23 protein-coding genes are annotated in these 24,116 nt (G+C 75.7%); 10 read left to right on the top strand and 13 right to left on the bottom strand.

What is annotated here, in order from left to right:
- Positions 1 to 246 precede the first annotated feature (246 nt).
- The 6 genes from O2W18_RS00320 to O2W18_RS00295 form a co-directional block, all read right to left on the bottom strand.
- Positions 247 to 498 (bottom strand): acyl carrier protein, encoded by a 252-nt coding sequence (locus O2W18_RS00320; protein ID WP_269185596.1) that lies wholly within the window; start codon positions 496 to 498, stop codon positions 247 to 249.
- Positions 495 to 2,036: a class I adenylate-forming enzyme family protein gene (locus tag O2W18_RS00315; RefSeq protein ID WP_269185595.1), complete on the bottom strand. Its 1,542-nt coding sequence runs from the start codon at positions 2,034 to 2,036 to the stop codon at positions 495 to 497. The genes O2W18_RS00320 and O2W18_RS00315 overlap by 4 nt, the downstream gene beginning before the upstream one ends.
- A 78-nt stretch (positions 2,037 to 2,114) precedes the next feature.
- Positions 2,115 to 3,332 carry a cytochrome P450 gene (locus O2W18_RS00310; RefSeq protein WP_269185594.1) on the bottom strand — a complete coding sequence of 406 codons (1,218 nt, stop codon included), beginning with the start codon at positions 3,330 to 3,332 and terminating at the stop codon, positions 2,115 to 2,117.
- Positions 3,329 to 4,699, bottom strand: a complete 1,371-nt coding sequence (locus O2W18_RS00305; protein ID WP_269185593.1) for a condensation domain-containing protein — start codon at positions 4,697 to 4,699, stop codon at positions 3,329 to 3,331. The genes O2W18_RS00310 and O2W18_RS00305 overlap by 4 nt, the downstream gene beginning before the upstream one ends.
- Complete coding sequence (locus O2W18_RS00300) at positions 4,693 to 5,220, bottom strand: PaaI family thioesterase (protein ID WP_269185592.1); 528 nt, start codon at positions 5,218 to 5,220, stop codon at positions 4,693 to 4,695. The genes O2W18_RS00305 and O2W18_RS00300 overlap by 7 nt, the downstream gene beginning before the upstream one ends.
- On the bottom strand, positions 5,217 to 6,821 hold the full coding sequence (locus tag O2W18_RS00295) for an AMP-binding protein (RefSeq protein ID WP_269185591.1): 1,605 nt from the start codon (positions 6,819 to 6,821) through the stop codon (positions 5,217 to 5,219). Before O2W18_RS00295 ends, O2W18_RS00300 begins: the two co-directional genes overlap by 4 nt.
- Before the next feature lie 179 nt (positions 6,822 to 7,000).
- Here O2W18_RS00295 and O2W18_RS00290 point away from each other — a divergent pair, with 179 nt between their 5' ends.
- From O2W18_RS00290 to O2W18_RS00280, 3 genes are all read left to right on the top strand, one after another.
- Positions 7,001 to 7,591 (top strand): hypothetical protein, encoded by a 591-nt coding sequence (locus O2W18_RS00290; protein ID WP_269185590.1) that lies wholly within the window; start codon positions 7,001 to 7,003, stop codon positions 7,589 to 7,591.
- A gap of 109 nt (positions 7,592 to 7,700) precedes the next feature.
- A complete protein-coding gene (locus O2W18_RS00285) occupies positions 7,701 to 8,342 on the top strand; it encodes an O-methyltransferase (RefSeq protein WP_269185589.1) in 642 nt (213 codons plus the stop codon).
- A gap of 52 nt (positions 8,343 to 8,394) precedes the next feature.
- Positions 8,395 to 9,429 carry an NAD(P)-binding domain-containing protein gene (locus O2W18_RS00280; RefSeq protein WP_269185588.1) on the top strand — a complete coding sequence of 345 codons (1,035 nt, stop codon included), beginning with the start codon at positions 8,395 to 8,397 and terminating at the stop codon, positions 9,427 to 9,429.
- Here O2W18_RS00280 and O2W18_RS00275 read toward each other — a convergent pair.
- The gene (locus tag O2W18_RS00275) at positions 9,350 to 10,816 is read right to left on the bottom strand and encodes an aldehyde dehydrogenase family protein (RefSeq protein WP_269185587.1); all 1,467 of its coding nucleotides are present in this window, start codon (positions 10,814 to 10,816) and stop codon (positions 9,350 to 9,352) included. The two genes, O2W18_RS00280 and O2W18_RS00275, sit on opposite strands and share 80 nt — an antisense overlap.
- A gap of 84 nt (positions 10,817 to 10,900) precedes the next feature.
- Between O2W18_RS00275 and O2W18_RS00270 the strand changes: the two genes are divergently transcribed.
- Complete coding sequence (locus tag O2W18_RS00270; protein ID WP_269185586.1) at positions 10,901 to 12,517, top strand: long-chain fatty acid--CoA ligase; 1,617 nt, start codon at positions 10,901 to 10,903, stop codon at positions 12,515 to 12,517.
- Positions 12,518 to 12,536: 19 nt separating this feature from the next.
- Here the strand turns inward: O2W18_RS00270 and O2W18_RS00265 are convergent, their stop codons facing one another.
- Entirely contained in the window at positions 12,537 to 12,869 is a 333-nt protein-coding gene (locus O2W18_RS00265; RefSeq protein WP_269186722.1) for a rhodanese-like domain-containing protein, read from the bottom strand.
- An 84-nt stretch (positions 12,870 to 12,953) separates the two neighbouring features.
- On the opposite strand from O2W18_RS00265, the gene O2W18_RS00260 reads away from it, so the two are divergent.
- Entirely contained in the window at positions 12,954 to 13,469 is a 516-nt protein-coding gene (locus O2W18_RS00260; protein ID WP_269185585.1) for a PH domain-containing protein, read from the top strand.
- The gene (locus tag O2W18_RS00255) at positions 13,466 to 14,932 is read left to right on the top strand and encodes a PH domain-containing protein (RefSeq protein ID WP_269185584.1); all 1,467 of its coding nucleotides are present in this window, start codon (positions 13,466 to 13,468) and stop codon (positions 14,930 to 14,932) included. Before O2W18_RS00260 ends, O2W18_RS00255 begins: the two co-directional genes overlap by 4 nt.
- A 97-nt stretch (positions 14,933 to 15,029) precedes the next feature.
- On the opposite strand, the gene O2W18_RS00250 is transcribed toward O2W18_RS00255, so the two are convergent.
- From O2W18_RS00250 to O2W18_RS00240, 3 genes are all read right to left on the bottom strand, one after another.
- Positions 15,030 to 16,325, bottom strand: coding sequence for a glutamate mutase L (locus tag O2W18_RS00250; protein ID WP_269185583.1), 1,296 nt, complete (start codon positions 16,323 to 16,325; stop codon positions 15,030 to 15,032).
- Positions 16,322 to 17,428 carry a hypothetical protein gene (locus O2W18_RS00245; protein ID WP_269185582.1) on the bottom strand — a complete coding sequence of 369 codons (1,107 nt, stop codon included), beginning with the start codon at positions 17,426 to 17,428 and terminating at the stop codon, positions 16,322 to 16,324. Before O2W18_RS00245 ends, O2W18_RS00250 begins: the two co-directional genes overlap by 4 nt.
- Positions 17,429 to 17,536: 108 nt before the next feature.
- A complete protein-coding gene (locus tag O2W18_RS00240) occupies positions 17,537 to 18,193 on the bottom strand; it encodes a response regulator (RefSeq protein ID WP_269185581.1) in 657 nt (218 codons plus the stop codon).
- A gap of 106 nt (positions 18,194 to 18,299) precedes the next feature.
- Between O2W18_RS00240 and O2W18_RS00235 the strand changes: the two genes are divergently transcribed.
- From O2W18_RS00235 to O2W18_RS00225, 3 genes are all read left to right on the top strand, one after another.
- Positions 18,300 to 19,013: a sensor histidine kinase gene (locus tag O2W18_RS00235; RefSeq protein WP_269185580.1), complete on the top strand. Its 714-nt coding sequence runs from the start codon at positions 18,300 to 18,302 to the stop codon at positions 19,011 to 19,013.
- Positions 19,014 to 19,150: 137 nt separating this feature from the next.
- On the top strand, positions 19,151 to 20,014 hold the full coding sequence (locus O2W18_RS00230) for a manganese catalase family protein (protein WP_269185579.1): 864 nt from the start codon (positions 19,151 to 19,153) through the stop codon (positions 20,012 to 20,014).
- 133 nt (positions 20,015 to 20,147) lie between these two features.
- A complete protein-coding gene (locus O2W18_RS00225) occupies positions 20,148 to 20,489 on the top strand; it encodes a hypothetical protein (protein WP_269185578.1) in 342 nt (113 codons plus the stop codon).
- Between the two features lie 77 nt (positions 20,490 to 20,566).
- Here the strand turns inward: O2W18_RS00225 and O2W18_RS00220 are convergent, their stop codons facing one another.
- Both O2W18_RS00220 and O2W18_RS00215 read right to left on the bottom strand, forming a co-directional pair.
- Positions 20,567 to 22,180, bottom strand: coding sequence for a solute symporter family protein (locus O2W18_RS00220; protein WP_269185577.1), 1,614 nt, complete (start codon positions 22,178 to 22,180; stop codon positions 20,567 to 20,569).
- On the bottom strand, positions 22,173 to 22,547 hold the full coding sequence (locus O2W18_RS00215) for a DUF485 domain-containing protein (protein ID WP_269185576.1): 375 nt from the start codon (positions 22,545 to 22,547) through the stop codon (positions 22,173 to 22,175). Before O2W18_RS00215 ends, O2W18_RS00220 begins: the two co-directional genes overlap by 8 nt.
- A gap of 168 nt (positions 22,548 to 22,715) precedes the next feature.
- On the opposite strand from O2W18_RS00215, the gene O2W18_RS00210 reads away from it, so the two are divergent.
- On the top strand, positions 22,716 to 24,110 hold the full coding sequence (locus O2W18_RS00210; RefSeq protein WP_269185575.1) for a Rieske 2Fe-2S domain-containing protein: 1,395 nt from the start codon (positions 22,716 to 22,718) through the stop codon (positions 24,108 to 24,110).
- The last annotated feature ends 6 nt before the right edge of the window (positions 24,111 to 24,116 follow it).

The raw sequence follows: 24,116 nt of genomic DNA, 5'->3' as shown, positions 1-24,116 counted from the left end.
TGCCCCCTTGATGGCGCAGGCCCGCCGCTGCGGGCTGAGACAGTGTGAGCGTTAACAACCCCGGTCCGTCAAGCCCGTCGACCAAGTTGAGCGTCACGGTCGCGTAACGACGCGTTCATCCGTCGCTCGACCAGGTGACGCGGCGGCGACACACCGCGGGACTGCGGTTGCGCTGGGCGATCCACGGGTCACCGTCGGTGCGTGCGCACCCTGGCCCGGCCGCGGGCGCAGGGCCGGGGCGACGTCTCAGGGCTCGGCGGGTCGACCTCGGAGGTAGAGCTCGTGCAGGCCCCCGAGGGTCTGCTCGGGCCCGACGCTGTCGTCGGGGAGGTGGACCCCCAGGTCCTCCACGGCCACGAGGGCCTCCAGTCGTTGGACCGAGTCCAGCTCCAGGTCGTCACCCAGCCGGCTGCCGGGTCCGGCGTCGACGAGGTCCACCTCGAGCTCCTCGGCCAGCCGGTCCCGGAACTCCTCCAGGGACAGTCGTCCGTCGGTCACTGCGTGGCCCCTTCCCGGTCGCCCGTCAGCTCTGCAACCGCCTGTTCCCGCAGTCGGTTCCGCCGCACCTCGCCGTACTCGTTCACCGGGACCTCTGCCACGAAACGGACCCGGTCCGGCTGCTTGGCCGGGGCGAGCTGCGCGCGGCAGTGCCGGCGGACGTCCTGGGCAGCCAGCTCCTGCTCCCCGGCGGGGACGACGAACAGCCACACCTGCTGGTCGCCGTGCACCGGCACGCCGACGGCCGCGCACCGGTCCACGCCCGGCAGCTCGGCGACCACCCGTTCGACCTCCGAGGGGTGCACGTTCTGCCCGCCACGCACGATCAGGTCGTCGACCCGCCCGAGGATCCGGATGTTGCCGGCGTCGTCCTGGACCCCGAGGTCACGGGTGTGCAGCCAGGGTGAGTCCCCGGCCGCGCCCGGCGGCCGGCACAGCAGCTCCCCCGGGGTGCCGGCGGGCACCTCGGCACCCGACTCGTCGACGATCCGCACCTCCGTGCCCGGGAACGGCCGGCCGACGGTCTCCGCCTGGGCCCGGAGCGGGTCCTCCAGGCGGGTCGCCAGCACCCCACCGCCCAGCTCGGTGGAGCCGTAGCCCACCGTCACCGCGCAACCGAACCGGCTGCGCGCCCGCTCCACGAGGTCGGGGGCCGCCGGCCCGCCGCCCAGCCCGATCACCAGCAGCGAGGACAGGTCGTAGGGCGAGAGGTCCTCGACGCGGAGCAGCAGCTCCAGCATGGCCGGCGTCCCGGCCAGCACGTTGACCCCGTGTGCGTCGACCAGCTCCAGGACGCGGCGGGGGACGAAGCTGGGGGTCGTCACCAGGTCGTGCCCCAGCAGCAGCGACCCGGTCAGCACCTGGTGTCCCGCCATCGCCCGGAACGGGCTGGCGGTCAGCCAGGTCTGCCGGCCGCTGGCCTTCAGCAGCTTGGTCCCGTGCCGTGCGGTCACCGTCGCCACCTTCCGCACCCGGGTGACCGGGGAGCCGCCGAAGAAGGCGGCGTGCAGCCGTTGCAGGGCGATCAGCGGACGCACGACGGCGTGGTGGGTCAGCGGCACCGGTTTGGGGGCCCCGGTGGTCCCGGAGGTGAAGAAGACGGCGGCGGTGTCGTCCCGCCGGCGCACCACCGGCGGCCCGGGCACCGGCGGTGGGTCGCCGGGGACCTGCCAGCCCTCGCCGGTGACGAGGACGTCGACCCGGCCGGCCGCCGGCGGACGGTCCCGCTCGCCGACCGTCGCCCGCAGGTCGACCGCCTGGCCGACCTCGGCCAGCTCCCGGTCGGTCGACTGGCTGTCCAGCGGGACGACCACCCCTCCGAGCAGGACCGTGGCGAAGAACGCCTCGGCGTACCGGATCCCGTTGGGCAGCAGCAGGCCCACCGCGTCCCCCGGCCCGAGGCCGGCGCCGCGCAACTCCGCCGCCCGGTCCGCCGCCCGGTCGGCGAGCTCCCGCAGGGTCACCTGCGTGCCGTCGGCGACCAGCCGGGCGTCCCCGGCCGCTGCGGCGGCCGTGGCGAGGACCTCGCCGAGGGTCATGCTGGGACGGAGCGGGACCTGTCGCACGTGTCCTCCGGTGGCTGGAGATGGGGCTCGGTGGGCGGATGGGGCGCGGTCTCAGCGCAGGTGCACGAGCAGCCGGCGGGGGCTGCGCAGCACCGCGCCCTCCGGGGGCGGAGAGTCCTCGGCCAGCCGCAGGTCCGGCCAGCGGTCGAGCAGGACCCGGACGCACGCCGCGACCTCGGTGCGGGCCAGCTGCCAGCCGAGGCAGCGGTGCACGCCGGTGCCGAAGGCCAGGTGGCCGGGGCTGCCGCTGCGGGCCAGGTCGAAGCGGTCCGGGTCGGCGAACCGGCGTTCGTCCCGGTTGGCCGAGCCCAGGTGCACCAGGACCGTGGCGCCCGCCGGGACGACGGTGTCCCCGATCCGGGTCGCCCGCTCCGCCCGGCGGGAGGTCACCTGGACCGGCGCTTCCCAGCGCAGCGCCTCGTCGACCGCCGCCAGGGCCAGTGCCGGGTCGGCGCGGACCGCCGACGCCACCCCGGGGTGGGCCAGGACGGCGTACAGGCAGGTCAGGACCGCCGGGTGCGCGGTCTCGGTGCCGGCCCAGGCCAGCAGGAGCAGGGACGCCACCACCTCGGCCTCGGCCAGCCGCTCCCCGTCGACCTCGACCCGCGCCAGGGCGGTGACCACGTCGTCTCCGGGGCCGGTGGCGTGCAGCCGCCCGGCGAAGGACCGGCGCAGCGCCCGGGCCGCGCGGATCGCGCCCCGCGGATCGGACAGGAACCCGGCCGCGGCGGACGCCAGCCCGGCGACCGCCGCCCACTCCTCCCCCGGGAGCCCCAGCAGCCGGACGAGCACCCGCGCCGGCACCTGGGCGGCCAGCAGCGGCACCAGGTCGACCGGGCCGTCCGCGGCCGGCGCCAGCGCCGCGACCCGCTCGGTGACGACCGACTCGACCAGTTCCGCCACCGCCGGGTCGTCCGGGTGCAGGTGCGTGGCGAGCACCCGGCGCAGCGCCCGCCGGGCCCGCGGCGCCACGGTGAGCACCGACCGGCCGAGGACGGCGCCGTACCGCTCCTCGACCACCCCGAGGGAGAACCGGGCGTCGTCGGCCAGGACGGCGGCGGCGTCGTCGTACCGGTAGACCGTCCACACCGCCCCGTCCTCGCCGAAGGCGGCCATCGGCTCGACGGGGGTCCGGGCACGCTTGCCCGCCAGGGCGGCCGCACGGGCGGCCGCCGGGCCGGCCGGCACGCCGGGCAGCTGGAGCGGGAACCAGTCCACCGGGCCCGGCGCCGTCGGGCCGGTGGCCACCGCGGCCTCGCCGGTGGTCATCGTGGCCCGTCGGCGAGCCGGGCCAGTGGCCGTTCCGGGTGGGCCAGGCCACCGGTGAGCACGGCCTCCAGCCGGTCCAGGGTCGACTCGAGGTCGGCCCGGTCCCAGAGCCCGGGGTCGAAGAGGATCGCCACGCTGTGCTCGGCGCCCCGCCGCTCCACGGTGACGTCCAGGTCCACCGGCACCGCCCACGGGTGGGCCTCCACCGCGCCGGTGGCCGGGAAGGTCGGCAGGACGTGTCCCCGCCGGCCGCCGAGCTCGAGGTCGGCCGGCGAGAAGTACTGCACCAGCGTGGCCGGCCGCCGCCCGCGGAGCAGGGCGACCGCCAGGCGGGGCGCGGTCTGCAGCAGCCGGACGAACGGGACGCCGCGGTGCCCCATCGCGGCCAGGACCGTGGTCCGGGCGGCGGCGACCGCGACACCGAAAGGCTGGGTGCGATCCAGCCGCAGCCGCAGCGGCAGCGGTTCGGACAGGAAGCCGACCACCCGGCGCTCGGCCCCCGACCGGCCGCCGTCGACGGTGAAGACGGTGGCGTCCAGGCGGTCCGGGTCGCCCCGGCCGTCGTCCAGCAACGCGCCGATCGCGGCGAGCAGCACCATGTACGGCGAGGCCCGGTGGGCCGCGGTGAGCTCCAGCAGCGCGGTCGACGCCGGGCCGCCGAGTGGCCGGGCCAGCATCCCGGTCGCACCGCCGGTCCGGCCCGCCCCGCTGCCCGGCAGGGCGCCCCGGCGGGCCCCGGCCAGCTCCGTCCGCCACCAGGCCGCGAGCTCCTCGTGCCCGGCCGGGTCCGCCGCCCGCCGGGCCGCGGCCAGGGCGGCGTAGCCGGGTGGCGCCGGGGGTGCCGGGCGGCCGTCGCGGAGGCACGCGTACAGCTCGGCGGCCTCCTGCTGCAGCGCGTCGAGCGCGGCCACGTCGCCGGCCCAGTGGTGCAGGGCCAGGACCAGGATCCCGCCGCGCTCGCGGGGCAGCCAGGCCGCCCGCAGCAGCGGACCGGCCACCAGGTCGTAGGGGGCGGTGGCGGCGGCGAGGACGCCGCGGCGGACCTCGTCGTCCCCGGCGCCCGGGGGCAGCGCCGCGATCTCGACCGTCACCGCCGAGGGGGGGCACACCACCAGGCGCACCCCGTCGTCCTCCGGGACCGGCACGGTGCGGACGGCGTCGTGCCGCGCCACCACCGCGGTGAGCGCCCGCCCGAGCAGTTCCAGGTCCGGCGGCTTCGGGAAGGAGAAGGCCCGGTGCACCGCGCAGCGCGGGTCCAGCACGGTGCCCGGGCGCATCCGCTCGGCCAGCCACAGCACCTCCTGCGGCCAGGACAGCGGTGGGCCCCCGGCCGTGGGTCCACTCGCCGGCCCCGTCGCGGTCAGCACCCGGCGCCCGCGAGGCCGGTCCCGGGCAGCCCCGCGCGCGGCAGCATCCGGGTGGTCAGCGTGGCCCGGCCGACGACCCGCCCGGCGTCGTCCCGCACGACGCACTCGGTCCGCGCCGACCGCCGGCCGACCTCGACCACCTCGGCCTCGGCCCGGACCCGCTCCCCGGTCGGCTGGGCCCGGAAGTCGATCTCGGCCCGGACGGTGACCAGGCCGTAGCGGGAGACGTCGACCGCACCGCTGGTGGCGACCGCGACGTTGCCGGCCACGTCGACGAGCGTGGCGAGCGCACCGCCGTGGAGCGGGCCGGCCTGGGTGCGGCAGCGGTCGGTCAGCGGCAGCTCGACCACCACCGGCCGCAGCCCGGTCAGCTCCAGCCCCAGGTGGTCGTGCAGCGGCAGCCGCAGCCCCGCCTGCAGCACCGCCAGCGGCACGTCGGCCAGCGAGCCCTCGGCCAGCCGGGCCGCCACCGCGGGATCGCCGGCCGGCGACGGGTCCGGCCGCCCACCGGTGACGGTCATCGGGGCAGCTCCTGGCGGGCGAGCTTGCCGTTGCTGCCGCGGGGCAGTGCGTCCAGCTGCACCACCCGCGTGGGGATCTTGTAGCTGCTGAGCCGGTCGCCGAGCGCCTGCACCAGGTCGGCCCGGCTCACCGGCCGATCGGCGACGACGTAGGCGCAGATCTCCGTGCGGCCCGACGGGAGCGGCTGCCCGACGACGGCGCAGTCCCGCAGCTCCAGCGCCTCGCGGCACGCCGCCTCCACCTCGCGCGGGTCGACCTTCGCGCCGCCCACGTTGAGCTGGTCGTCCAGGCGGCCGTGCAGGAACAGCTGCCCGTCGGGGCGCACCTCCGCGAGGTCGCCGGTGTGGTACCAGCCGTCCCGGAACCGGTCGGCGGTCAGCTCCGGGTCACCGGCGTAGCCCAGTGCCAGCGCGGGGGACCGGACCAGCAGCTCCCCCGTGCCCGTCGGCTGCGGCACCCCGCCCTCGGGCAGCACCCGGAGCTCCACGCCCGGCAGCGCCCGGCCCACCGAGCCGGGGACCCCCGCGACGTTCGTGCTGACGTGCCCGGTCTCGCTGGTGCCGTAGGCGTCGGCGAGCGGGACGCCGGTGCGCTCCCGCCACGCGTCGGCCAGCGCCGGCGCCAGCGGCTCACCGCCGACCATCGCCAGCCGGAGGGAGGGCAGGGACGCCCCGGCGGCCAGCAGGAAGCGGTAGGGCAGCCCGACGCCCATCAGCAGGGTGATCGCGTGCTGCTCCGCCCAGGTCCGCAGCGCCTCCGGCGTCGGCGGCTGCGGCGGGAGCAGCACGGTGGCCCCGCCGAGCAGGCCGGCGAGCAGGCCGGCACCGAGCCCGTAGCCGTAGTGCAGCGGTGCGGTCACCAGGTAGCGGTCCCCCGGGTGCACGCCGAGGTCCCGGGCCTGGCTCAGCCGGAGGCGCACGGTGCCGTCGTTCGGGGTGAGCACGACCTTCGCCCGCCCGGTGGACCCGGACGTCGTGACGGCGTGGACCGCCGGCAGCCGGCGCCCCGCGGCGAGCTCACCGACCAGCGCCGTCCAGGCCTGCTGCTCCTCGGCCCCGGTCGCGGCGGGGTCCAGCAGCAGCACCGGCTCCTGCCCGGCCAGTGCGGCGAGGGCGACCCGGGCACCCGCCGCCGTCGTCGGCAGCCGGACCACCCGTGGGCCCGCCGGTCGGTCCGTGGCGGCAGCACGCGCCTCGGCCACCACGGCCAGCACGTCGGCGTAGGTGAGGGTGCCGTCCGGGCCGGTGACCGCCGCGCGCGCCGGGTCGTCGCCGGCCGCCTCGGTCAGCAGTGCCAGCAGGTCCGCCTCCGCGGCGGGTTCACCTCGCCCCGGATCACCACCTGTCGCGGGGAACACCAGTGTCTGCAGGCCGGCCAGCGTCGGCTCGGCGTAGAAGTCCTCCACGGGCACGGTCACGCCGAACTCGCCCACCACCCGCTCCAGCAGCACCTCGACGAGCAGGGACGACCCGCCGACCACGAAGAACCCGTCGTCGGCACCGACCCCGACGACACCCAGGACGTCCTCGTAGAGGCCCCGGAGGGCGACGGCCCGCTCGCCCCCGGGTGTGCGGACGGCCCGGTCCCGGGACGAGCTCAAGATGCGCACCCCACCCCGAATTGAGACGATCCTCACATCCGTAGGTCCCACCGTACCCAGCCCCGGTAGCGGTCGCACTCGGAGACAGAGCCGGCCCGGCGTCCGCTCCAGGGTCACCGGCCGACGAGGCCACGGCCGACGAGGCCCCGGCCGACCCGACAGCCATCCCAGGAGGAAACGTGAGCGAGAGGTCCGACAGGAACTACCGGGCGATCCGGGACATGGGTCTGGCAGCCTGGTGGGGCAGTTCGCTCGCCGCGCTGGGCTCCCTGCTCCGCGGGGTCGGCGGGGCGATCGACGACCCGGCCGATCGCGCCCGGGTGCTCGACGCCGGCTGGAAGGCGTCCCGCGGCCTGACGGCCGGCGCCGTGACCGCCTACGTGTGGGGCACCAGCATGGTGCGCTACGACGGCGCCCCGTTCGACAACGGCGTGCCGAAGTGGATCAACGACGGCCCCGAGGACGCGATGCGGGCCACCCTGACCGGGGTGGCGCTCGGCGCCTCCGTGGCCGCCATGAAGGCCCGCACCAAGGGCAACAAGATCTATGCGAAGCGCGCCGCGACGGTGACCGCGGTCGGCGGCCCCGCCGGCACCGCGACCGGCACGGTGGTGACGCTCACCCCCGAGGAGAGGGAGCGGGCCGAACGCCTCGAGCGGATCGGGCACGCCTGGCACGTCGTCGTGCCCGCGGCGGTCGGGGCGCTGATGTTCTCCCACCTCAAGCAGGACATGCGGGAGACGTCGCACAAGTCCCGCTTCCGCCGCTGACCTGCCGGTGAGCGCACCGGGGGGCGTCGGGGACCACGACCGGCCCCCGACGCCGTCCGGACCGGCCACGGCCGGTGCGGTGACCCGGGCCCCCGGGGAGCCACGCCGGGTGGCCCCGACCCCGGGCGTGGTCGACTACGTCCTCGCGCACAGCACCCCGGCCCACCCGGTGCAGGAGCGGCTGGTCGCGCGGACCCGCCAGCAGTACCCGCGGCACGCGACCATGCAGATCGCCCCCGAGCAGGGCCCGCTGCTCACCCTGCTGACCCACCTGGTGGGCGCCCGGCAGGCGGTGGAGGTCGGCACGTTCACCGGGTACTCGTCGATCTCGATCGCCCGCGCCCTGCCACCGGGAGGGCGGCTGCTGTGCTGCGACATCAGCGCGGCGGCGACCACCACGGCCGCCCACGCCTGGGCCGAGGCGGGGCTCACCGACCGGATCGAGCTCCGGCTCGGCCCGGCTGCGGACACCCTCCGATCGCTCCCCCGGGAGGAGCGCTTCGAGCTGGCCTTCGTCGACGCGGACAAGGCCGGCTACGCCGCCTACCACGACGAGCTGCTCCCCCGGACCCGGCCGGGTGGGCTGCTGGTGTACGACAACACGCTGCTGGGCGGCCGGGTGCTGGACCCGGCCGCGTCCGGGGACGCCGCGGCGCTCCGGGCCTTCAACAGCCGGCTGGTGGCCGACGACCGGGTGGAGGTGGTCGTGCTGCCGATGGCCGACGGCCTCACCCTGGCCCGCAAGCGGTGACCGCCGGGCGACGCCCGACCGAGATGACACGACCAGAGACGGAGCCGACCGCATGACTCAGCAGGAGACGGTGTTCTACCGCGAGGCCGACGCCGACCCCGCGGCGCTGGCCGGCGCCGCGGTGACGGTGCTCGGCTACGGCAACCTGGGCCGGTCGGTGGCGCTGAACCTGCGCGACCGGGGGCTGACGGTGACCGTCGGCAACATCGACGACGACCACCGCCGGCGCGCGGTCGCCGAGGGGTTCGAGGTCCTCGACCTCGGCGAGGCCGTGGTCGGCGCCGACGTCGTCTACCTGCTGCTGCCCGACGAGGCGATCCCCCAGGTCTTCCGCGAGCAGGTCGCGCCTCGGCTCACCCCCGGGTCGGCGATCTGCTTCGCGTCGGGCTACGTGCTCGCCTTCGGGCTGGTGCAGCCACCGGCCGGGGTCGACGTCCTGCTGCTGGCGCCCCGGATGCTCGGCGAGGAGGTCCGGACGACGTTCGTCGAGGGCAGCGGCTTCCTCAGCTACGTCAACGTGGAGCAGGACGCCACCGGCCGAGCCCAGGAGCGGCTGCTCGCGCTGGCCTCGGCGATCGGCTCGCTGCGGCGGGGTGCGATCCAGCTGAGCGCCGAGCAGGAGGCCACCCTGGACCTGTTCATCGAGCAGAGCGTCGGCTCCTACCTCGGCACCACCTTCCAGCTGGCGTTCCGGCTGGGCCTGGAGGCCGGGCTCCCGGCCGAGGCCCTGGTCAGCGAGCTCTACCTGTCCGGGGAGATGTCGCGGGTGATCAGCACGATGGCGAGCGCGGGGTTCTTCGAGTCGGTCCGCTCGCACGGTCTGGTGGCGATGTACGGCGGCTTCCTGGGCACGATGGGCCAGGACGCCGAGGGGATGGAGCGCCACTTCCGTGACGTCCTGGCGCAGATCCGGTCCGGCGGGTTCGCGCAGAAGCTCCAGGAGGAGGAGGCCCAGGGCTACCCGATCGTCGAGCTGATCAACGCGGTCACCGACAGCGACAACCCGCTCACGGCCGCTGAGCAGCGGGTCCGGAAGGAGCTCGGGGAGCCCGACGTGGCCGGCCGTACAGCAGCCGAGCCACTCTGATCCACGTCCCGGCGCCACCGATCCGGGGGAACCACTGCAGCTCCCGGCGCGGCCGCAACCGGCTGTCGGTCAGGGTCTGGGTGAAGCAGTACGCCCGCAGGCCCTCCACCCCACCCTGCCGGCCGGTCCCGGACGCTCCTCGGCCGCCGAACGGCAGCCCGGGGGCGGCGTAGTTGACCAGGCAGTCGTTGATCGCCACCGCACCGACCCGCAGCCGCCCGGCCAGCGACCGTCCGCGGGCCCGGTCGGCCGTCCAGACCGAGGCCTGCAGCCCGTACGCCGAGTCGTTGGCCAGCCGGACCGCCGTCTCCTCGTCCGGCACCGACAGCACCGGCAGGACCGGGCCGAAGGTCTCCTGCTGCACCAGGTCGGAGCCCTGCCGGACGGCGGAGAGCAGGGTCGGCTCCAGGTGGTCCCGGGACCCGACGCGGACCCGCCGGCCACCGCGGTGCAGCTGCGCACCGGCGGCCACCGCGTCCCGGACCTGCTGCTGGACGGTCGCCAGCGTGGCCGGCAGGACCATCGGCCCGATGTCGCGGCGGCCCCCGCCCCCCACCGTGAGCTCGTCGAAGGCCCGTTCCAGCTCGGCGAGGAACCGGTCGTGCACGGCGGCGACGACGTACAGCCGCTCGATCGACACGCAGGACTGCCCGGCGTTGAAGCACGCACCCCAGGCCGCCGCCCGGGCCGCCCGCCGGAGGTCGGCGTCCGCCAGCACGATCATGGCGTCGGTGCCCCCCAGCTCGGCCACCACCGGCGTCAGCCGGTCCGCGGCGAGCGCGGCGACCCGGCGGCCGGTCGCCGCCGACCCGGTCACCGAGACGACGTCGACGTCCGCGGTGACCAGCAGCTCGCCCACCTCCGCCCCGCCCGGCACGACCCGCAGCGCGTCCGGGGGGAAGCCGGCCTCGGTCACCAGGCGCTCGAGGAGCCGGGCCGCGTCCGGGGTGTGCTCGGAGGGCTTGAGGACGACGGTGCACCCAGCAGCCAGCGCGGTCGTCGCGGGCAGCAGCGCCAGCAGGAAGGGGTAGTTCCAGGGCGCCAGCACGGCGGCGACCCCGCGCGGCCGGGCGTGCACCTCCGTCCGCTTGTGCACCAGCGGCCAGACGGTGGTCCGCCGGCCGGCGAGCGCACCGGCGGTGTGCCTCGCCAGCCAGTCCAGGTGCGCCGCGGCGTGCAGCACCTCTGCCACGGCGATGTCGGCCGGGTGCCGGCCGGTCTCCGCGCGCACGGTGGCCACGATCTCCTCGGCCCGGTCCAGGACGACCTGGCGCAGTGCCCGCAGCCGCGCCTGGCGGTCGGCCGCCGGCGTGGTCGACCACCCCGGGAAGGCACGCCGGGCGGCCGCGACCGCGTCCTCGACCGGGCCGGCGTCGGCGACGTCCATGTCTCCTCCTCGGGTCCGCAGCGGACCGTCGACGGCCTCGGCCACAGGCTGGCCGGTGACCTCCGTCACTGGCACGATGCCCGCATGCGCGGGCTGATGCAGGACGTCCCCCTGACCATCGACACGATCTTCCGGCACGCCGAGCAGCACCACGGCGACGTCCCGATCGTCACCAACAACCCCAGCGGCAAGGTGCGCACCACCTACGCCGAGTGGGCGCAGCGCACCCGGCGGCTGGGCGGGGTGCTGGACGATCTCGGCATCAGCGCCGACGGCCGGGTGGGCACGTTCGCCTGGAACTCCGCCCGCCACCTGGAGCTCTACTTCGCCGCCCCCTGCACCGGGCGGGTGCTGCACACCCTCAACGTGCGCCTCTTCCCCGAGCAGCTGACCTACATCGCCAACCACGCCGAGGACGAGGTCGTCTTCGTCGACCGCACCGTGCTGCCCCTGCTGTGGCCGCTGATCGACACGATGACGACCGTCCGCCACGTGGTGGTGATGGACGACGGCGGCGACAACGAGATCCCCGACGACCCGCGGGTGCTCGACTACGAGGCGCTGCTGGCCGACGCCGACCCGGTCGAGTTCTCCACCACGGACGAGAACGCGGCCGCCTCCATGTGCTACACCAGCGGCACGACGGGCAACCCGAAGGGCGTCGTCTACTCCCACCGGTCCACGGTGCTGCACACCATGGCCGTGGTCTCCCCCAACGGCTTCGGCATCGGGGTCGAGGACGTCGCGATGCCCGTCGTCCCCATGTTCCACGCCAACGCCTGGGGCATCGCACAGGCCGCCCCGGCCGCCGGCGCGGCGATGGTCTTCCCCGGGGCGATGATGCAGCCTCAGGCGCTGGCCGACCTGATCGTCGACGAGGGGGTCACCTTCACCGCCGGCGTGCCCACGATCTGGCAGGGCATGCTGCCGCACCTCGCCGGGCGCCCGCACCGGCTGCGCAAGATCGGCTGCGGCGGTTCCGCCGTCCCGAAGGCGCTGTCGGAGGCCTACCGCGAGCAGGTGGGCCTGCCGATCTACCAGGCGTGGGGCATGACCGAGACCCACCCGGTCGCCTCCGGCGGCACGCTGTCGACCCGCTGGGCGGACGCCGACGAGGCCACCAAGGCCGACCGGCGAGCCCGCGCCGGCCTGCCGCTGTACGGCGTGCAGGCCCGGATCGTCGACGCGGACACCCTCGAAGAGCAGCCCTGGGACGACAAGGCCACCGGTGAGCTCCAGGTCCGCGGCCCGTGGTGCGCGAAGGAGTACTACGAGCCCGACGCCGGCGTGGAGCTGACCACGCCCGACGGCTGGATGAAGACCGGGGACGTCGCCGCGCTGGACGAGTTCGGCAACATCCGGATCGCCGACCGCACCAAGGACCTGATCAAGTCCGGTGGCGAGTGGATCTCCTCGGTCGACCTGGAGAACGCCATCATGAGCCACCCGGCGGTGAAGGAGGCCGCCGTCGTCGGCATCCCACACCCGAAGTGGGACGAGCGGCCGCTGGCGTGCGTCGTCCTCAACGAGGGTCAGACGGCGACGGAGGCAGAGATCCTGGAGCACCTGCAGCCCCTGGTCGCCAAGTGGTGGATGCCCGAGGCGGTGGAGTTCATCGACGAGGTGCCCAAGACCAGCGTCGGCAAGTTCTCCAAGAAGGACCTGCGCGCCCGCTTCGCGGACTACCCCGTGCGCGACTGAGCCAGGACTCGGGGTCCGCTCAGACCACGTAGGGCGGGCGGCCGGTCTCGCTCACCATCGGCCGGCCGGCCGCGTCCCACTCGCCCATCCCGCCGCCGACGTTCACCGCGTCGTAGCCGTTCTGGTTGAGCCAGGCGGTCACCCGCGCCGAGCGCCCCCCGCTGCGGCAGGTGACGTACAGCGGGTCGCCCTCGGGCACCTCGCCGAGCCGGGCGGGGACGTCGCCCATCGGGATGTGCGTCGCGCCCTCGACGTGCCCGGCCGACCACTCGTCGCCCTCGCGCACGTCCAGGACGACGGCGTCGTCGGGCACCTCGGCGGCGGGCACGGTCGGGACCTGCTGCGGCATCATCACGCGATCCATCGTGGCACGCACCGGAGCGCGCCACCGGCGGTGCGGTCCCTCGGCCGGCCGGGCACTGCGAGGATGGACCCGATGTCCGCTCCCCCGCCGGCCCCCGTCCGGGAACCCGCCTGGTCGCTGTCCCACGCCGCGATCGGGCTCTGGGTGACGCAGGCGGTGCTCGGCACGATCGTGTACGCGGCGATCGTGGCGGCCGCGATCGTCTTCGTGCCCGCCGACGCCGGCTGGGCCGTCCCCCTGCTGCGCTGGCTGGGCCCGGCCATCGTGCTGGTCTACGCCGTGGTCGCGATCGCGATCCGCCCGCGGCTGCGGTACCGGGTGCACCGCTGGGAGGTCACCGCCGAGGCGGTCTACACGCTCACCGGCTGGCTGACCCGCACCTGGACCCTGGTGCCGATCTCCCGGATCCAGACCGTCGACGTCAACCGCGGGGTGTTCCAGCAGCTGTTCGGGCTGGCGACCGTCGCGGTGCTGACGGCCTCCTCGCAGGGCACCGTCCGGGTGCCGCACCTGGAGGTGGACGTGGCCCGGCGGGTGGCCGAGGACCTCGCACGCCGGGCGGAGCTCGTACGCGACGAGGCGACGTGACCGGCGCACCGGAGGCGCTGGGGCGGCGGACGTCGGCGTGGGTGCTGCTGCTGCACACCGTGACGTTCCGCCAGGCGCGGGCCCTGGTGCCGGCGGTGCTCGCCCTGGGGATCACCCGCGGCCTCGGTGACGGCCTGGGCACGGTGGTCGCGTTGGTCGTCGGGATCACCGTGCTGTCGCTGCTGGGGGCGGCGATCAGCTGGTGGCGGTTCAGCTACACCGACGGGGAGTCCGCCATCGTCGTCACCCGCGGGCTGCTCTCCCGGTCGGCCCGCACCGTGCCCAACGACCGGATCCGGGGGGTGGAGGTCGAGGCGCCGGTGCTGCACCGGCTGCTCGGGCTCGTCCGGGTGCGGATCGACGCGGCGGCCGGCTCGGTGACCAGCGAGGAGGAGCTGGTCATCGACGGCGTCACCCGCGCCGAGGGCGACCGGCTGCGCCACCGGCTGCTCACGCACGCCGCCGCGCAGGACGCGGGCGAGGGCGGCCGGCACGCCGCCGCCGACCCGGAGGAGGAGCTGCTCCGCTTCGACTACCGCTGGCTGGTCTACGCCCCCCTGGTGGGCAGCTACCTGGCGGTGCCCCTGGCCGCCGGCGGTGCGCTGCTCCGGGCCGCCGAGGAGCTGCCCGACCAGTTCGTCCCGGAGTTCTGGTCGCCGGACGTCTCCGACACCCGGATCGTGGTCCGGCTGGTCGTCAGCGGGCTGCTGCTGCTGATCCTCGGCTCGATCATCGGCAGCGCCCTGGTGAACTGGCGGTTCCGGCTGCTCCGGCGCGGCGGGGCGCTCGTCGCCGTCCGCGGCCTGGTCACCCGGAGGCACACCGAGCTGGACATCGACCGGATCCGTGGCTGCACCATCAGCGAGGGACTGGGCATGCGGCTGGTCGGCGCGGCTCGGGTCAGCGCCCTGGTCACCGGCCTCGGGGACGCCGCGCGGCGGGGGCAGGTGCTGCCACTGGGACCGGCGGAGCTCGCCCGGGCGCTCTCCGTCGAGTTGGTCGACCACCCCGGTCCGTTGCACCGGCACCCCCCGGCCGCTCGTCGGCGGAGCATCGCCCGGGGCACCGTGCCCGGGTTGCTGGTGGCGGCAGCGGGCGGGGTGCTGACGGCGATGACGGGCTGGTGGCCGCTGCTGGCCGCCGGGGGTGCCCTCGTGCTGCTCGGCATCCCGCTCGGCCTGGCCCGCTACACCGCGCTGGGGCACGTGGCCGGCCCCCGTTCGTTCGCGATCCGCTCGGGGTGGCTGGTGCGCAGCCACACCGTGCTGCAGGACCGCGCTGTGGTGGGGTGGGAGGTGCGGCAGTCCCTGGCCCAACGCCGGGCCGGCCTGGTGACCGTGCTGGCGTGCGTCGGTGCCGGCAGCGGCGGCTACACCGCGCGGGACATGGCCGCCGACGAGGCCGCCGAGTTCGCGCAGGCTGCATCCGGGAGCTGGGCGGGCACCCTCACCCCGTACCACTGACCCTCCCCGGCGAACGGCCGGCAGGGCCAGGACGGCTGCCGGCTGGTCCGGGACGACGGCCGAGCCGAGCCTCCGGGTCGGCTGACCGCGACCCTCCTCAGCGGGCGAGCAGCCCGCTGAGCAGCCCGGACGCCGCCGCCGGGGCGTCCCCGGCGAGCAGTCCGGCCGCGGCCAGCACGTACCGGCCGTCGACGACCACCCGCGCGCCGGCCAGCACCCCTCCGGCCCCGCCGCGGTCGGCCGCCACCCGCTGCACCGCCGCGGCGGTCGCCGCGGGCGCCGCGTGCCGGAAGACCCCGCCGGAGAGCACCACCAGCCCCACCCCGCGCGCACTCGCACCGCCGGGGCCGTAGGCCGCCTCCGCCCGCAGGTGCCGGCGCAGCGCCACCACCGCCGCGGCCTCGCCGAGGGCCAGCGGGTCGTCCCCGGGCACGGGCAGCCCCTCGTCCCCGGCCGCCTGCCGCAGCGCGTCGGCGCTGGCGTGCACGCCCAGGTCGCCCTCGACGGTGCGCCGCCGGGCCGGCACCCCGACCGCCGCCCGGTGCAGCGACGCCTGCTCGGCGTCGACGGCCGGCACGCAGTACACGTCGGTCGTCGCCCCACCGACGTCGAGCACCAGCACACCCGGGGCCTCGGCGCCGGCCCGCAGCTCGGCCAGCACCGCCACGCCGTCGAGCACCGCGTCCGGCGTGACCGCCCGCACCCACCGGCGCAGCCGCGGGTCCGCCGACAGCCGGGCCCCGCCGATCACGTGGGTCAGGAAGACGTCGCGGATCGCCGCGCGGGCCGACTCCGGGGCCAGCCGCCCGATGTCGGGGAGCACGTTGTCGGCCGGGGTGACCGGGGTGCCGGCCGCCGCCAGCACGGCGCAGACCCCCGCCCGGACCGCGACGTTCCCGGCCACCACGACCGGGACGGCCCACGGAAGGACCCCACTGCGCCCCAGCCCTCGCGGGCTCGCGCCGGGACCCTGCAGCGGGGCCGCCAGGGCGGCGGCGTTGTGCCGCAGCACGGTGGCGTCGCCGCCGTCCGTGCCACCGACCAGCAGGACGACGTCGGGGGCGGCGGCCGCCAGCTGCTCGAGCGCCGCGGCGTCCAGCCGGCCCGCGGCCACGTGCACCACCCGGGCGCCGGCGGAGAGTGCGGCCCGGTGCCCGGCCTCCGCGCTGATCAGCTCCTCGTAGCCGACGACCGCCAGCCGCAGTCCCCCGCCGGCGCTGGAACAGGCGCGCACCGCCGCGTCCCACCCCTCCGTCGCGGCCAGGACGCCGGCCACCACGTCCTCCGGGGTCGTCGGCGCCTGGCGCGTCTCGACCAGCCGCCCGGTGGCCGCCTCGACCAGCGCCGCCTTGGTCCAGGTGGAGCCGATGTCGACGCAGGCGAGCAGGGTCACGCCGGCCGCAGCCCGGCGGTCGCCGCCCCGGCGGTGAGCTCGTCGAGCCCGAAGGCCTGCACCGGGCCGAGGGCGCCGGCGCCCTGGACCCCGCCGTCCGCGGCCCGGACCGCCCCCCAGGCCAGCAGGTCCGCGGTCATCTCGTAGGGGTCACCGCCGCGGAGCCGCACCCGGGCGACCCGCTCCCCGGACCGGTCGCGCACCTCGGCGACGACGTGGGTGCGGGCCTCCCCCTCGGTCGTCGGCGCGTCGGCGAACCGGCGCCCGACCAGGTCGGCGACCTGTTCCACCCGCGCCGTGGCCCCCGGCACCCGGCCCAGCCACGGGGCCAGCGGCGCGAGCCGGTGGGCGACCGGCGTCGCCTGGCCGAACCAGGCCAGGTACACGCCGACCTCACGCAGGGACGGCGACAGGTCGGGCAGCGTCAGGTGCTCCGAGCCGCCCACCGACAGCCCCCGGCGGGTGCGGCCGGCCACGTCGAACCGCCAGTCCCGCACCCCGGCCGGCTCCTCGACCAGCCGGCCGTCGCGCCAGGCGTGCCCCGGCTCCAGCAGCACCCCGATCAGCGAGACCAGCGTGCCGCGGGAGAAGCCCTGCCCCCGGCCGCCGTCCAGGCCGTAGCCGACGTCCAGCCGGTGGGCCCGGTCGCCGGCCTCGGCCAGGGCCAGCGCACCCGCCAGCACCCCGGGCACGTAGTCGTGGCCGAAGGCGGTCAGCAGCACCGCGCCCGAGGCCTGCGCCCGCGGCCCGAACTCCTCGAACACCCGGCGCAGGAAGGGCGGTTCACCGGTCGAGTCCAGGTAGACCGCCCCGGCGTCGGTGGCCGCGGCGACGGCGGCCTCCCCCAGCCGCTGGAACGGCCCGACCGTGGTGACCAGCACGTCCCCGGCACCGAGCAGCGCGCGCACCGATCCCGGGTCGGTGACGTCGGCGGCTGCGGTCTCCAGCGGACCGGCCGCGCCGCCGAGCCGGTCGGCGAGGGCGGCGAGCCGGGCCGGGTCGCGCCCGGCGAGCACCGGCCGCGCACCCCGGGCGGCCAGGGCGGCCGCCGTCCGGCCACCGGTGTGACCGGTGGCACCGAGCAGGACGATCCGTGCAGGCATGGGCGGACCCTAGCCACGACCCGCCGCGGCAAACCGGAACTGCACGGTCCGCGGGTGCGTCGCGCCGCTCCGGGTAGCCGGGGCGTGATGCCCGCCCCGCCGCAGCCCTCAGCGCACCGGCCTCGTCCCGGTCGAGTCGAGTCCGACCCGCCCGGCGAGGGCGGCCGCCTCCACCCGGGTGGAGACCCGCAGCTGGCGCAGCAGGTTGGCCACCAGCCGCTTCACGGTGCGCTCGGAGACGTGCAGCGTCGTGGCGATGTCGACGGTGCTGGTGCCCGCGGCCACCAGCCGCCAGAGCCGGCGGTCGTCGGCGGTCAGCTGGGCGGCGATGCCCTGGTCCGCGGTGGGCGCGGCGTCGTCCAGCAGCTGGCGCAGCAGCGACTCCGGGATCACCGACCAGCCGTCGAGGACGGCGAGCAGTGGACGGACCAGCGCCTCGGGGCTGGCGGTCTTCGGCAGGAACCCACTGGCCCCGGCCCGCAGCGCCTCCAGGGCCGCATCGGCCTCGGCCAGCCCGGAGAGCGCCACGATCCGGGTCATCGGCCGTGCCCGGCGGATCGCCGCGATCGCCCGGGTGCCCCCGGGGGGCGGCATGTGCAGGTCCACGACGGCCACGTCGGCGTTGTGCCGGAGCACCAGGGCCGCGCCGGCCGAGGCGTCGTCCGTCGTCCCCACGACCCGTACCCGGCCGCCGCTCTCCGGCGGCAGCAGCAGTTCCAGGCCTCGGCTGAACAACGGGTGGTCGTCGACCACCACCACGTCCACGGGGGGACGGTGCTCAGCAGCGGCACCGACGTCGAGTCCCTCCACGTCACTCCCAGAGATCGGCTGCGCCCGGCGTGGCTGACCGACCGCTCCACCGGAGGTGCCCGTGACCCTCGCTGCCGACACACGCCCCGCCACGCTGCCCGCACTGCTCACCGACCTGCTGCGCGTGGTGCGCAGCCACCTGCCCCACCCCGCCGCTGAGCCGGTGAGCACCGGTGACGCGCTGGTGCGGGCGCTGTGCCACGACATGCGCAGCCCGTTGGCCGCCCTGGAGGCGGCGCTGGAGCGGCTGGAGGACGACGAACGCCGGCCGGAGCTGCTCGACCTGGCCCGCAGCCAGGCGCAGCACCTCGCCTCGATGCTCCGCACGGCGAACGCGACCGGCGGCGCGCCCGAACGGCGCGGGGTCCGGCAGCTGGTCGACGTGGTCCGCGCCTCGGTGGGGGCCTCCGGGCTGCCGGACCACCAGCTGGACGTGGAGCTGGACGCGGACGCCGCCGAGGTCACCGTGGCCGACGCCCGGGTCCAGCGGATCCTGACCAACCTGCTGGAGAACGCCCACCGGCACGGCCGCGGCCAGCCCGTTCGTCTGCAGGTCGACCGGCGGGGCGGGTGGGTGGACCTCGCCGTGACCCAGCAGGGCGTGCCGGCCGACCAGGTGCTGGGGCACCTGAACCGGACGACCCCGCCGGTGGACCTCAGCGGCCTGGGCCTGTGGTCGGTGCAGCGGCAGACCCGGGAGCTCGGCGGGCGGCTGGCGTGGTCCCGCGGTGCCGACGGCGCGTTCACCCTGGTGGTGCGCCTGCCGGACCGGTGAGGGCACCCTCCTGCGGGGGTGCCGACAGGTCGGCCCCTGCGGGCCAGCGGACGGCACGGGGGTGACACCGGGAGGGGGCATCTGTCTGTTGTCACCGCGAGGGCGGCGACAGCGACCGACGCAGAGGGAGAACGCCCGTGTTCACGCACACCCACGCCCTGCAGTACGAGGCCAAGCCCGACGGCCCCGACGCGAACTACGCCCGCCGGCTCCAGGAGGTCCTCGGCGGCCAGTGGGGCGAGATGACCGTCGCCACCCAGTACCTGCTGCAGGGCTGGAACTGCCGCCTGCCCGGCAAGTACAAGGACATGCTGCTGGCCATCGGCACCGAGGAGCTGGCGCACGTCGAGATCCTGGTGACGCTGATCGACCGGCTGCTGGACCACCAGCCGCTCAAGCCCGACTCGGCCGACCACTCGAAGGAGAGCGCTGCCGCCTACGGGCAGGCCAACCCGCAGCACGCCATCGTCAACGGCGGCGGCGCCTACTACCGCGACAGCATGGGCCTCCCGTGGAGCGGCGGGTACGTGACCGCCAGCGGCAACCTGATGGCCGACTTCCACTACAACGCCACCGCCGAGATGATGGGCCGGCTGCAGGTGAGCCGGCTTTACAACATGACCGACGACAAGGGCGTCAAGGACACCCTCCGCTTCCTGATCGCGCGGGACCACTACCACCAGATGCAGTGGCTCGCCGCGGCCGAGGAGCTCAAGGCGGACGGGCTGGACAACATCCCGGTGCCGGCGGCCTTCCCGCTGGACGAGGAGCCGCCGGAGTTCGCCTACGCGTTCCTCGACGCCTCCGACGGCCCCGATGCGGCGAACGGCCGCTGGGCCAACGGACCGGCGCTGGACGGCACCGACAACCAGCTGACCGCCCGGCCGATCGCGGCGAACGCCGACGCCCCGATCCTGCCGCCGGGCGACCCGCGGCTGTACGGCACCCCGCCGGTGCCGATGCAGGGGATCCTCCAGAAGGCCAAGGACGCCCTCAAGTGACGCGTCGCCTCCTGTGATCCGCCACAGGGGGCACGCCCGCTGCGCCGTCGCCGTGCCGGCGCCCCGGCTCCGCTCCCCAGCGGACCCGGGACGCCGGCCCGGCGGGCGCCCGAGCACTCGCTGGAGGTCCGCCGTGCACCTGCCCGTCCCCACCCCCCACCTCTCCCTGCCCCGGCTGTCCGTGCCCCGCCTGCCGGCGCTGCACCTGGCCGGCCGGCTCCCCGTCGCCACGGTGCTGCTCTCGGTGGTCTACGCCGCGGCGGTCGTCGTCGCCCTGCTCGCCCCCGGTCAGCACGTGCTCGCCGGTTGCGTGGTGCTGGCCGGGCTGGTCAGCCGCTCCGCCGTCCGCCGGCGCCGTTCCGCCGCCGGTGCGGTCAGCGCCGCGACGACCGCCGTCGACGCCGTCCTGCCGGAGCCCGCCGCCCTGCCCGCCGCAGCGCGGGAGGAGCCGGCCACCGCCCCGGCCGCCGCCTGAGGCCCCCGGGGACGACGCGAGGCGCGCCCCCACCGGGGACGCGCCTCGCGCCTTCAGGACCTGCTCAGCTCAGGCCCTCAGTGGGCGACGGCCTTCTCGGCGCCGATGCCGGTCAGCGACCGGACCTCGAGCTCGGCGTACTTGTCGACGTCCGGCTTCTCCTTGGAGACCTTCGTGCCCAGCCAGCCGAGGAAGAACGACAGCGGGATGGAGACCAGGCCCGGGTTCCGCAGCGGGAACCAGGCGATGTCGAAGTTGGAGAACATCGCCGTCTCCGAGCCCGACACGACCGGCGAGAAGATGATCAGGCCGATGCAGACGATCAGCCCGCCGTAGATCGACCACAGCGCGCCCTGGGTGGTGAAGTTCTTCCAGAAGAGCGTGTAGAGGATCGTCGGCAGGTTGGCCGAGGCCGCCACCGCGAAGGCCAGGGCCACCAGGAAGGCGATGTTGATCCCGGCCTGCAGCGCCAGGATGCCCAGCCCGATGGAGACCGCGCCGATGACGACGGCGGTGATCCGGGCGACCCGGACCTCCGCGTTCGGGTCGCCCTGGCCCTTCTTCAGCACCGAGGCGTAGACGTCGTGGGCGAAGGACGCCGACGCCGTGATCGTCAGGCCGGCGACGACCGCGAGGATCGTGGCGAAGGCGACGCCGGCGATGATGCCCAGCAGCACGGTGCCGCCGAGCTCGAAGGCCAGCAGCGGGGCTGCCGCGTTGACCCCACCGGGCGCGGCGAGGATCGTCTCGGAGCCCACCAGGGCACCGGCGCCGTAGCCGATGACCAGGCTGAACAGGTAGAAGCCGCCGATCAGCCAGATGGCCCAGACGACGGACTTCCGGGCGTCCTTGGCGGTCGGCACGGTGTAGAAGCGCATCAGCACGTGCGGCAGCCCGGCGGTGCCGAGCACCAGGGCCAGCGCGAGGCTGATGAAGTCCAGCCGGGTGGCGTTCGAGACCCCGTACTGGGCGCCGGGCTCCAGGACCTGCTGGCCCTCCGACGCGACCGCGCCGCCGAGCAGCGAGGACAGGTTGAAGCCGTACTCGGCGAGCACCCAGATCGTCATGACCAGGGCGCCGGCGATGAGCAGCGTCGCCTTGATCATCTGCACGTAGGTGGTGCCGCGCATGCCGCCGACCAGCACGTAGAAGATCATCAGCGCACCGACGACGACCACGACGACCGCCTCGGCCGCGGCGCCGCTGACGCCCAGCAGCAGGGCGACCAGACCACCGGCCCCGGCCATCTGGGCGAGCAGGTAGAAGAGCGAGACGAACAGCGTGGAGATGGCCGCTGCGGTGCGCACCGGCCCCTGCCGCATCCGGAAGGCCAGCACGTCGGCCATGGTGAAGCGGGCGGTGTTGCGCATCAGCTCCGCGACCAGCAGCAGCGCCACCAGCCAGGCGACGAGGAAGCCGATCGAGTACAGGAAGCCGTCGTAGCCGTAGATGGCGATCGCCCCGGCGATGCCCAGGAACGAGGCCGCCGAGAGGTAGTCACCGGCGATGGCCAGGCCGTTCTGGGTGCCGGTGATGTTGCGGCCGGCGGCGTAGTAGTCGGCTGCGCTCTTGTTGTTCCGGCTGGCCCGGAAGGTGATGATCAGCGTCACCACCACGAAGGCGCCGAAGATCGAGATGTTGATCGCCGGCTCGCCGATGGTCGCGCTCTCGGCGGCGAACACGTCAGCCACGGGGGGTCTCCTGGTTCCGGGGGGAAGCGAACTCGTGGGCCTCGAGGCGGGTGCGCATCTCGTCGGAGATGGGGTCGGTGTTCTTGCTCGCGTGCCGCACGTAGAGCTGGGTGATCAGGAAGGTGCTCACGAACTGCCCCAGGCCCAGGAGAATCCCGATGTTGACGTTGCCGAACACCTCCGTCGACATGAAGTCGGTCGCGTACGTGGAGAGCAGGACGAACAGCGCGTACCAGACCAGGAAGGCGACCGTCATGGGGACGGCGAAGCTGCGGAACCGGCGACGCAGCTCGGTGAACTCCGGGGAGTCCTGCGCCGCGCGGTACTCCTCTGGGGTCAGCAGCTTGCGTTCGTTCGGTGGCGTCACATGGCACCTCACTGTGTGTTGCCTGTCGGGTGATCGCGGTCACCCTAGGGTGTGGACGCTCACAATGGGAGTCGGGGTGTCCCGATAGTTACCGGAATGGTCTCGAACGACGCCTGAAGTCCACGCAGGGGCAACGCCGGGGAAACGGCCGGCTGGTGCCATGGGTGCATGGCCTCCTCCAGGACCACGAGCTCCCGGACCCCCGGCTCCAGGACCCCCGGCTCCAGGACCCTCGACTCCAGGACCCCGGACTCCCGGACGGGTACGTCCTGGGCCGGTGGGCGGGCCACGTCCGCCACCGGCTGGTTCCCCGTCGCCCGCTCCCGCGAGGTGGGGACGACGCCGCTCCAGGTGGGCGCGGGCGGGCAGGCCTACGTCGTCCTCCGCACCCGGCCCGGGGCCGAGGTGACCGCGCTGTCGGCGCGCTGCCCGCACCGGCTGGTGCCACTGACCACCGCCACCGTCGTCGACGGGCGGGTGCAGTGCAGCTACCACGGCTGGCAGTTCAACGCGGAGGGCCGCTGCGTGGAGATCCCGTCGCTGGGGCCGGTGGGCACCCCACCGCCGCGGGCCGACCTCTCCGCCCCCTGGGCGGTCGAGGAACGGGACGGCTGGGTGTGGCTGGCCCCCGACCCCACGCCGACGGCACGGCCACCGCGGACGACCGGGGCCGCGCCGTCGCCGGAGCCGGTGCCCGACCTGCCGCCGCCGGACGGACCGGTCCTGGACAACCTGCACCCCGCGCTCGAGCACGCCTGGCACCCGGTCGCCCTGGCCACCGAGCTCCGGGAGGGCGGCTACCTGCAGACCCGGCTGCTGGGCCGCACCTGGACGGTGCACCGGCGGGCCGGTGGCGCACTGGACGCCGATCCCCCCGCGTGGGCCGTCGTCGAGCGCCTCGGCGTCGTCTGGATCGCCCCGGCCGAGCCGCGCGACCAGGTGCTCGCCGTCCCGGAGACCGATGACCCGCAGGCGGTGTCCGGCTGGCTGGCCCCGGTGCGCAGCCCCGCGTCGGCCGGCGCGCTCGCCGACGCCTTCCTCGACACGTCCCGTCGCCCGGTGCGCCCGGCGTCGGAGGTGTCGGAGCCGGCCGTCCCGGTGCTGACGTACGAGCGTGGCGGCTTCTCCGGCGTGCAGGAGGAACGCGCCGACCGTCGGCGGGTGATCGCCGTCCACCGGGCCCCGTTCCAGCTGGTACGGCGGGAGGAGGACCCGTGGACGGGGCTGCTCACCACGGTCGTCCGGCTGCTGCAGCCCGAGGACGCCGACTCGACCCGGGTGCACACCTGCGTGCTCGTGCAGCAGACCCGGGGCACGGCGTCCCCCGATGCCCTCGCCACAGCCCTCGCCGAGGCCCAGGCGACCGCGACCACGGTCCTCGACGAGGACGTGGCGCTGCTGGCCCGGGTGGGCAGCACCGGGCTGCCGCTGCTGCCCCGGGACGAGCTGCACGTGCGGGCCGACCTCCTGGGGGTGGCGCTCCGCCGGGTGCTGGCCGACTTCACCGCCGACTGCGCCGCCGCCGACCAGGCCGACCTGCTGCATCGCCGCGCCTCCGCCTGACCCGCC

This window comes from Modestobacter sp. VKM Ac-2983, from assembly GCF_026967885.1.
In the GTDB taxonomy this organism is placed as follows: domain Bacteria; phylum Actinomycetota; class Actinomycetes; order Mycobacteriales; family Geodermatophilaceae; genus Modestobacter.
Note: the sequence above shows the minus strand (reverse complement) of the source record. Positions and strands in the feature narration are given on the sequence as shown.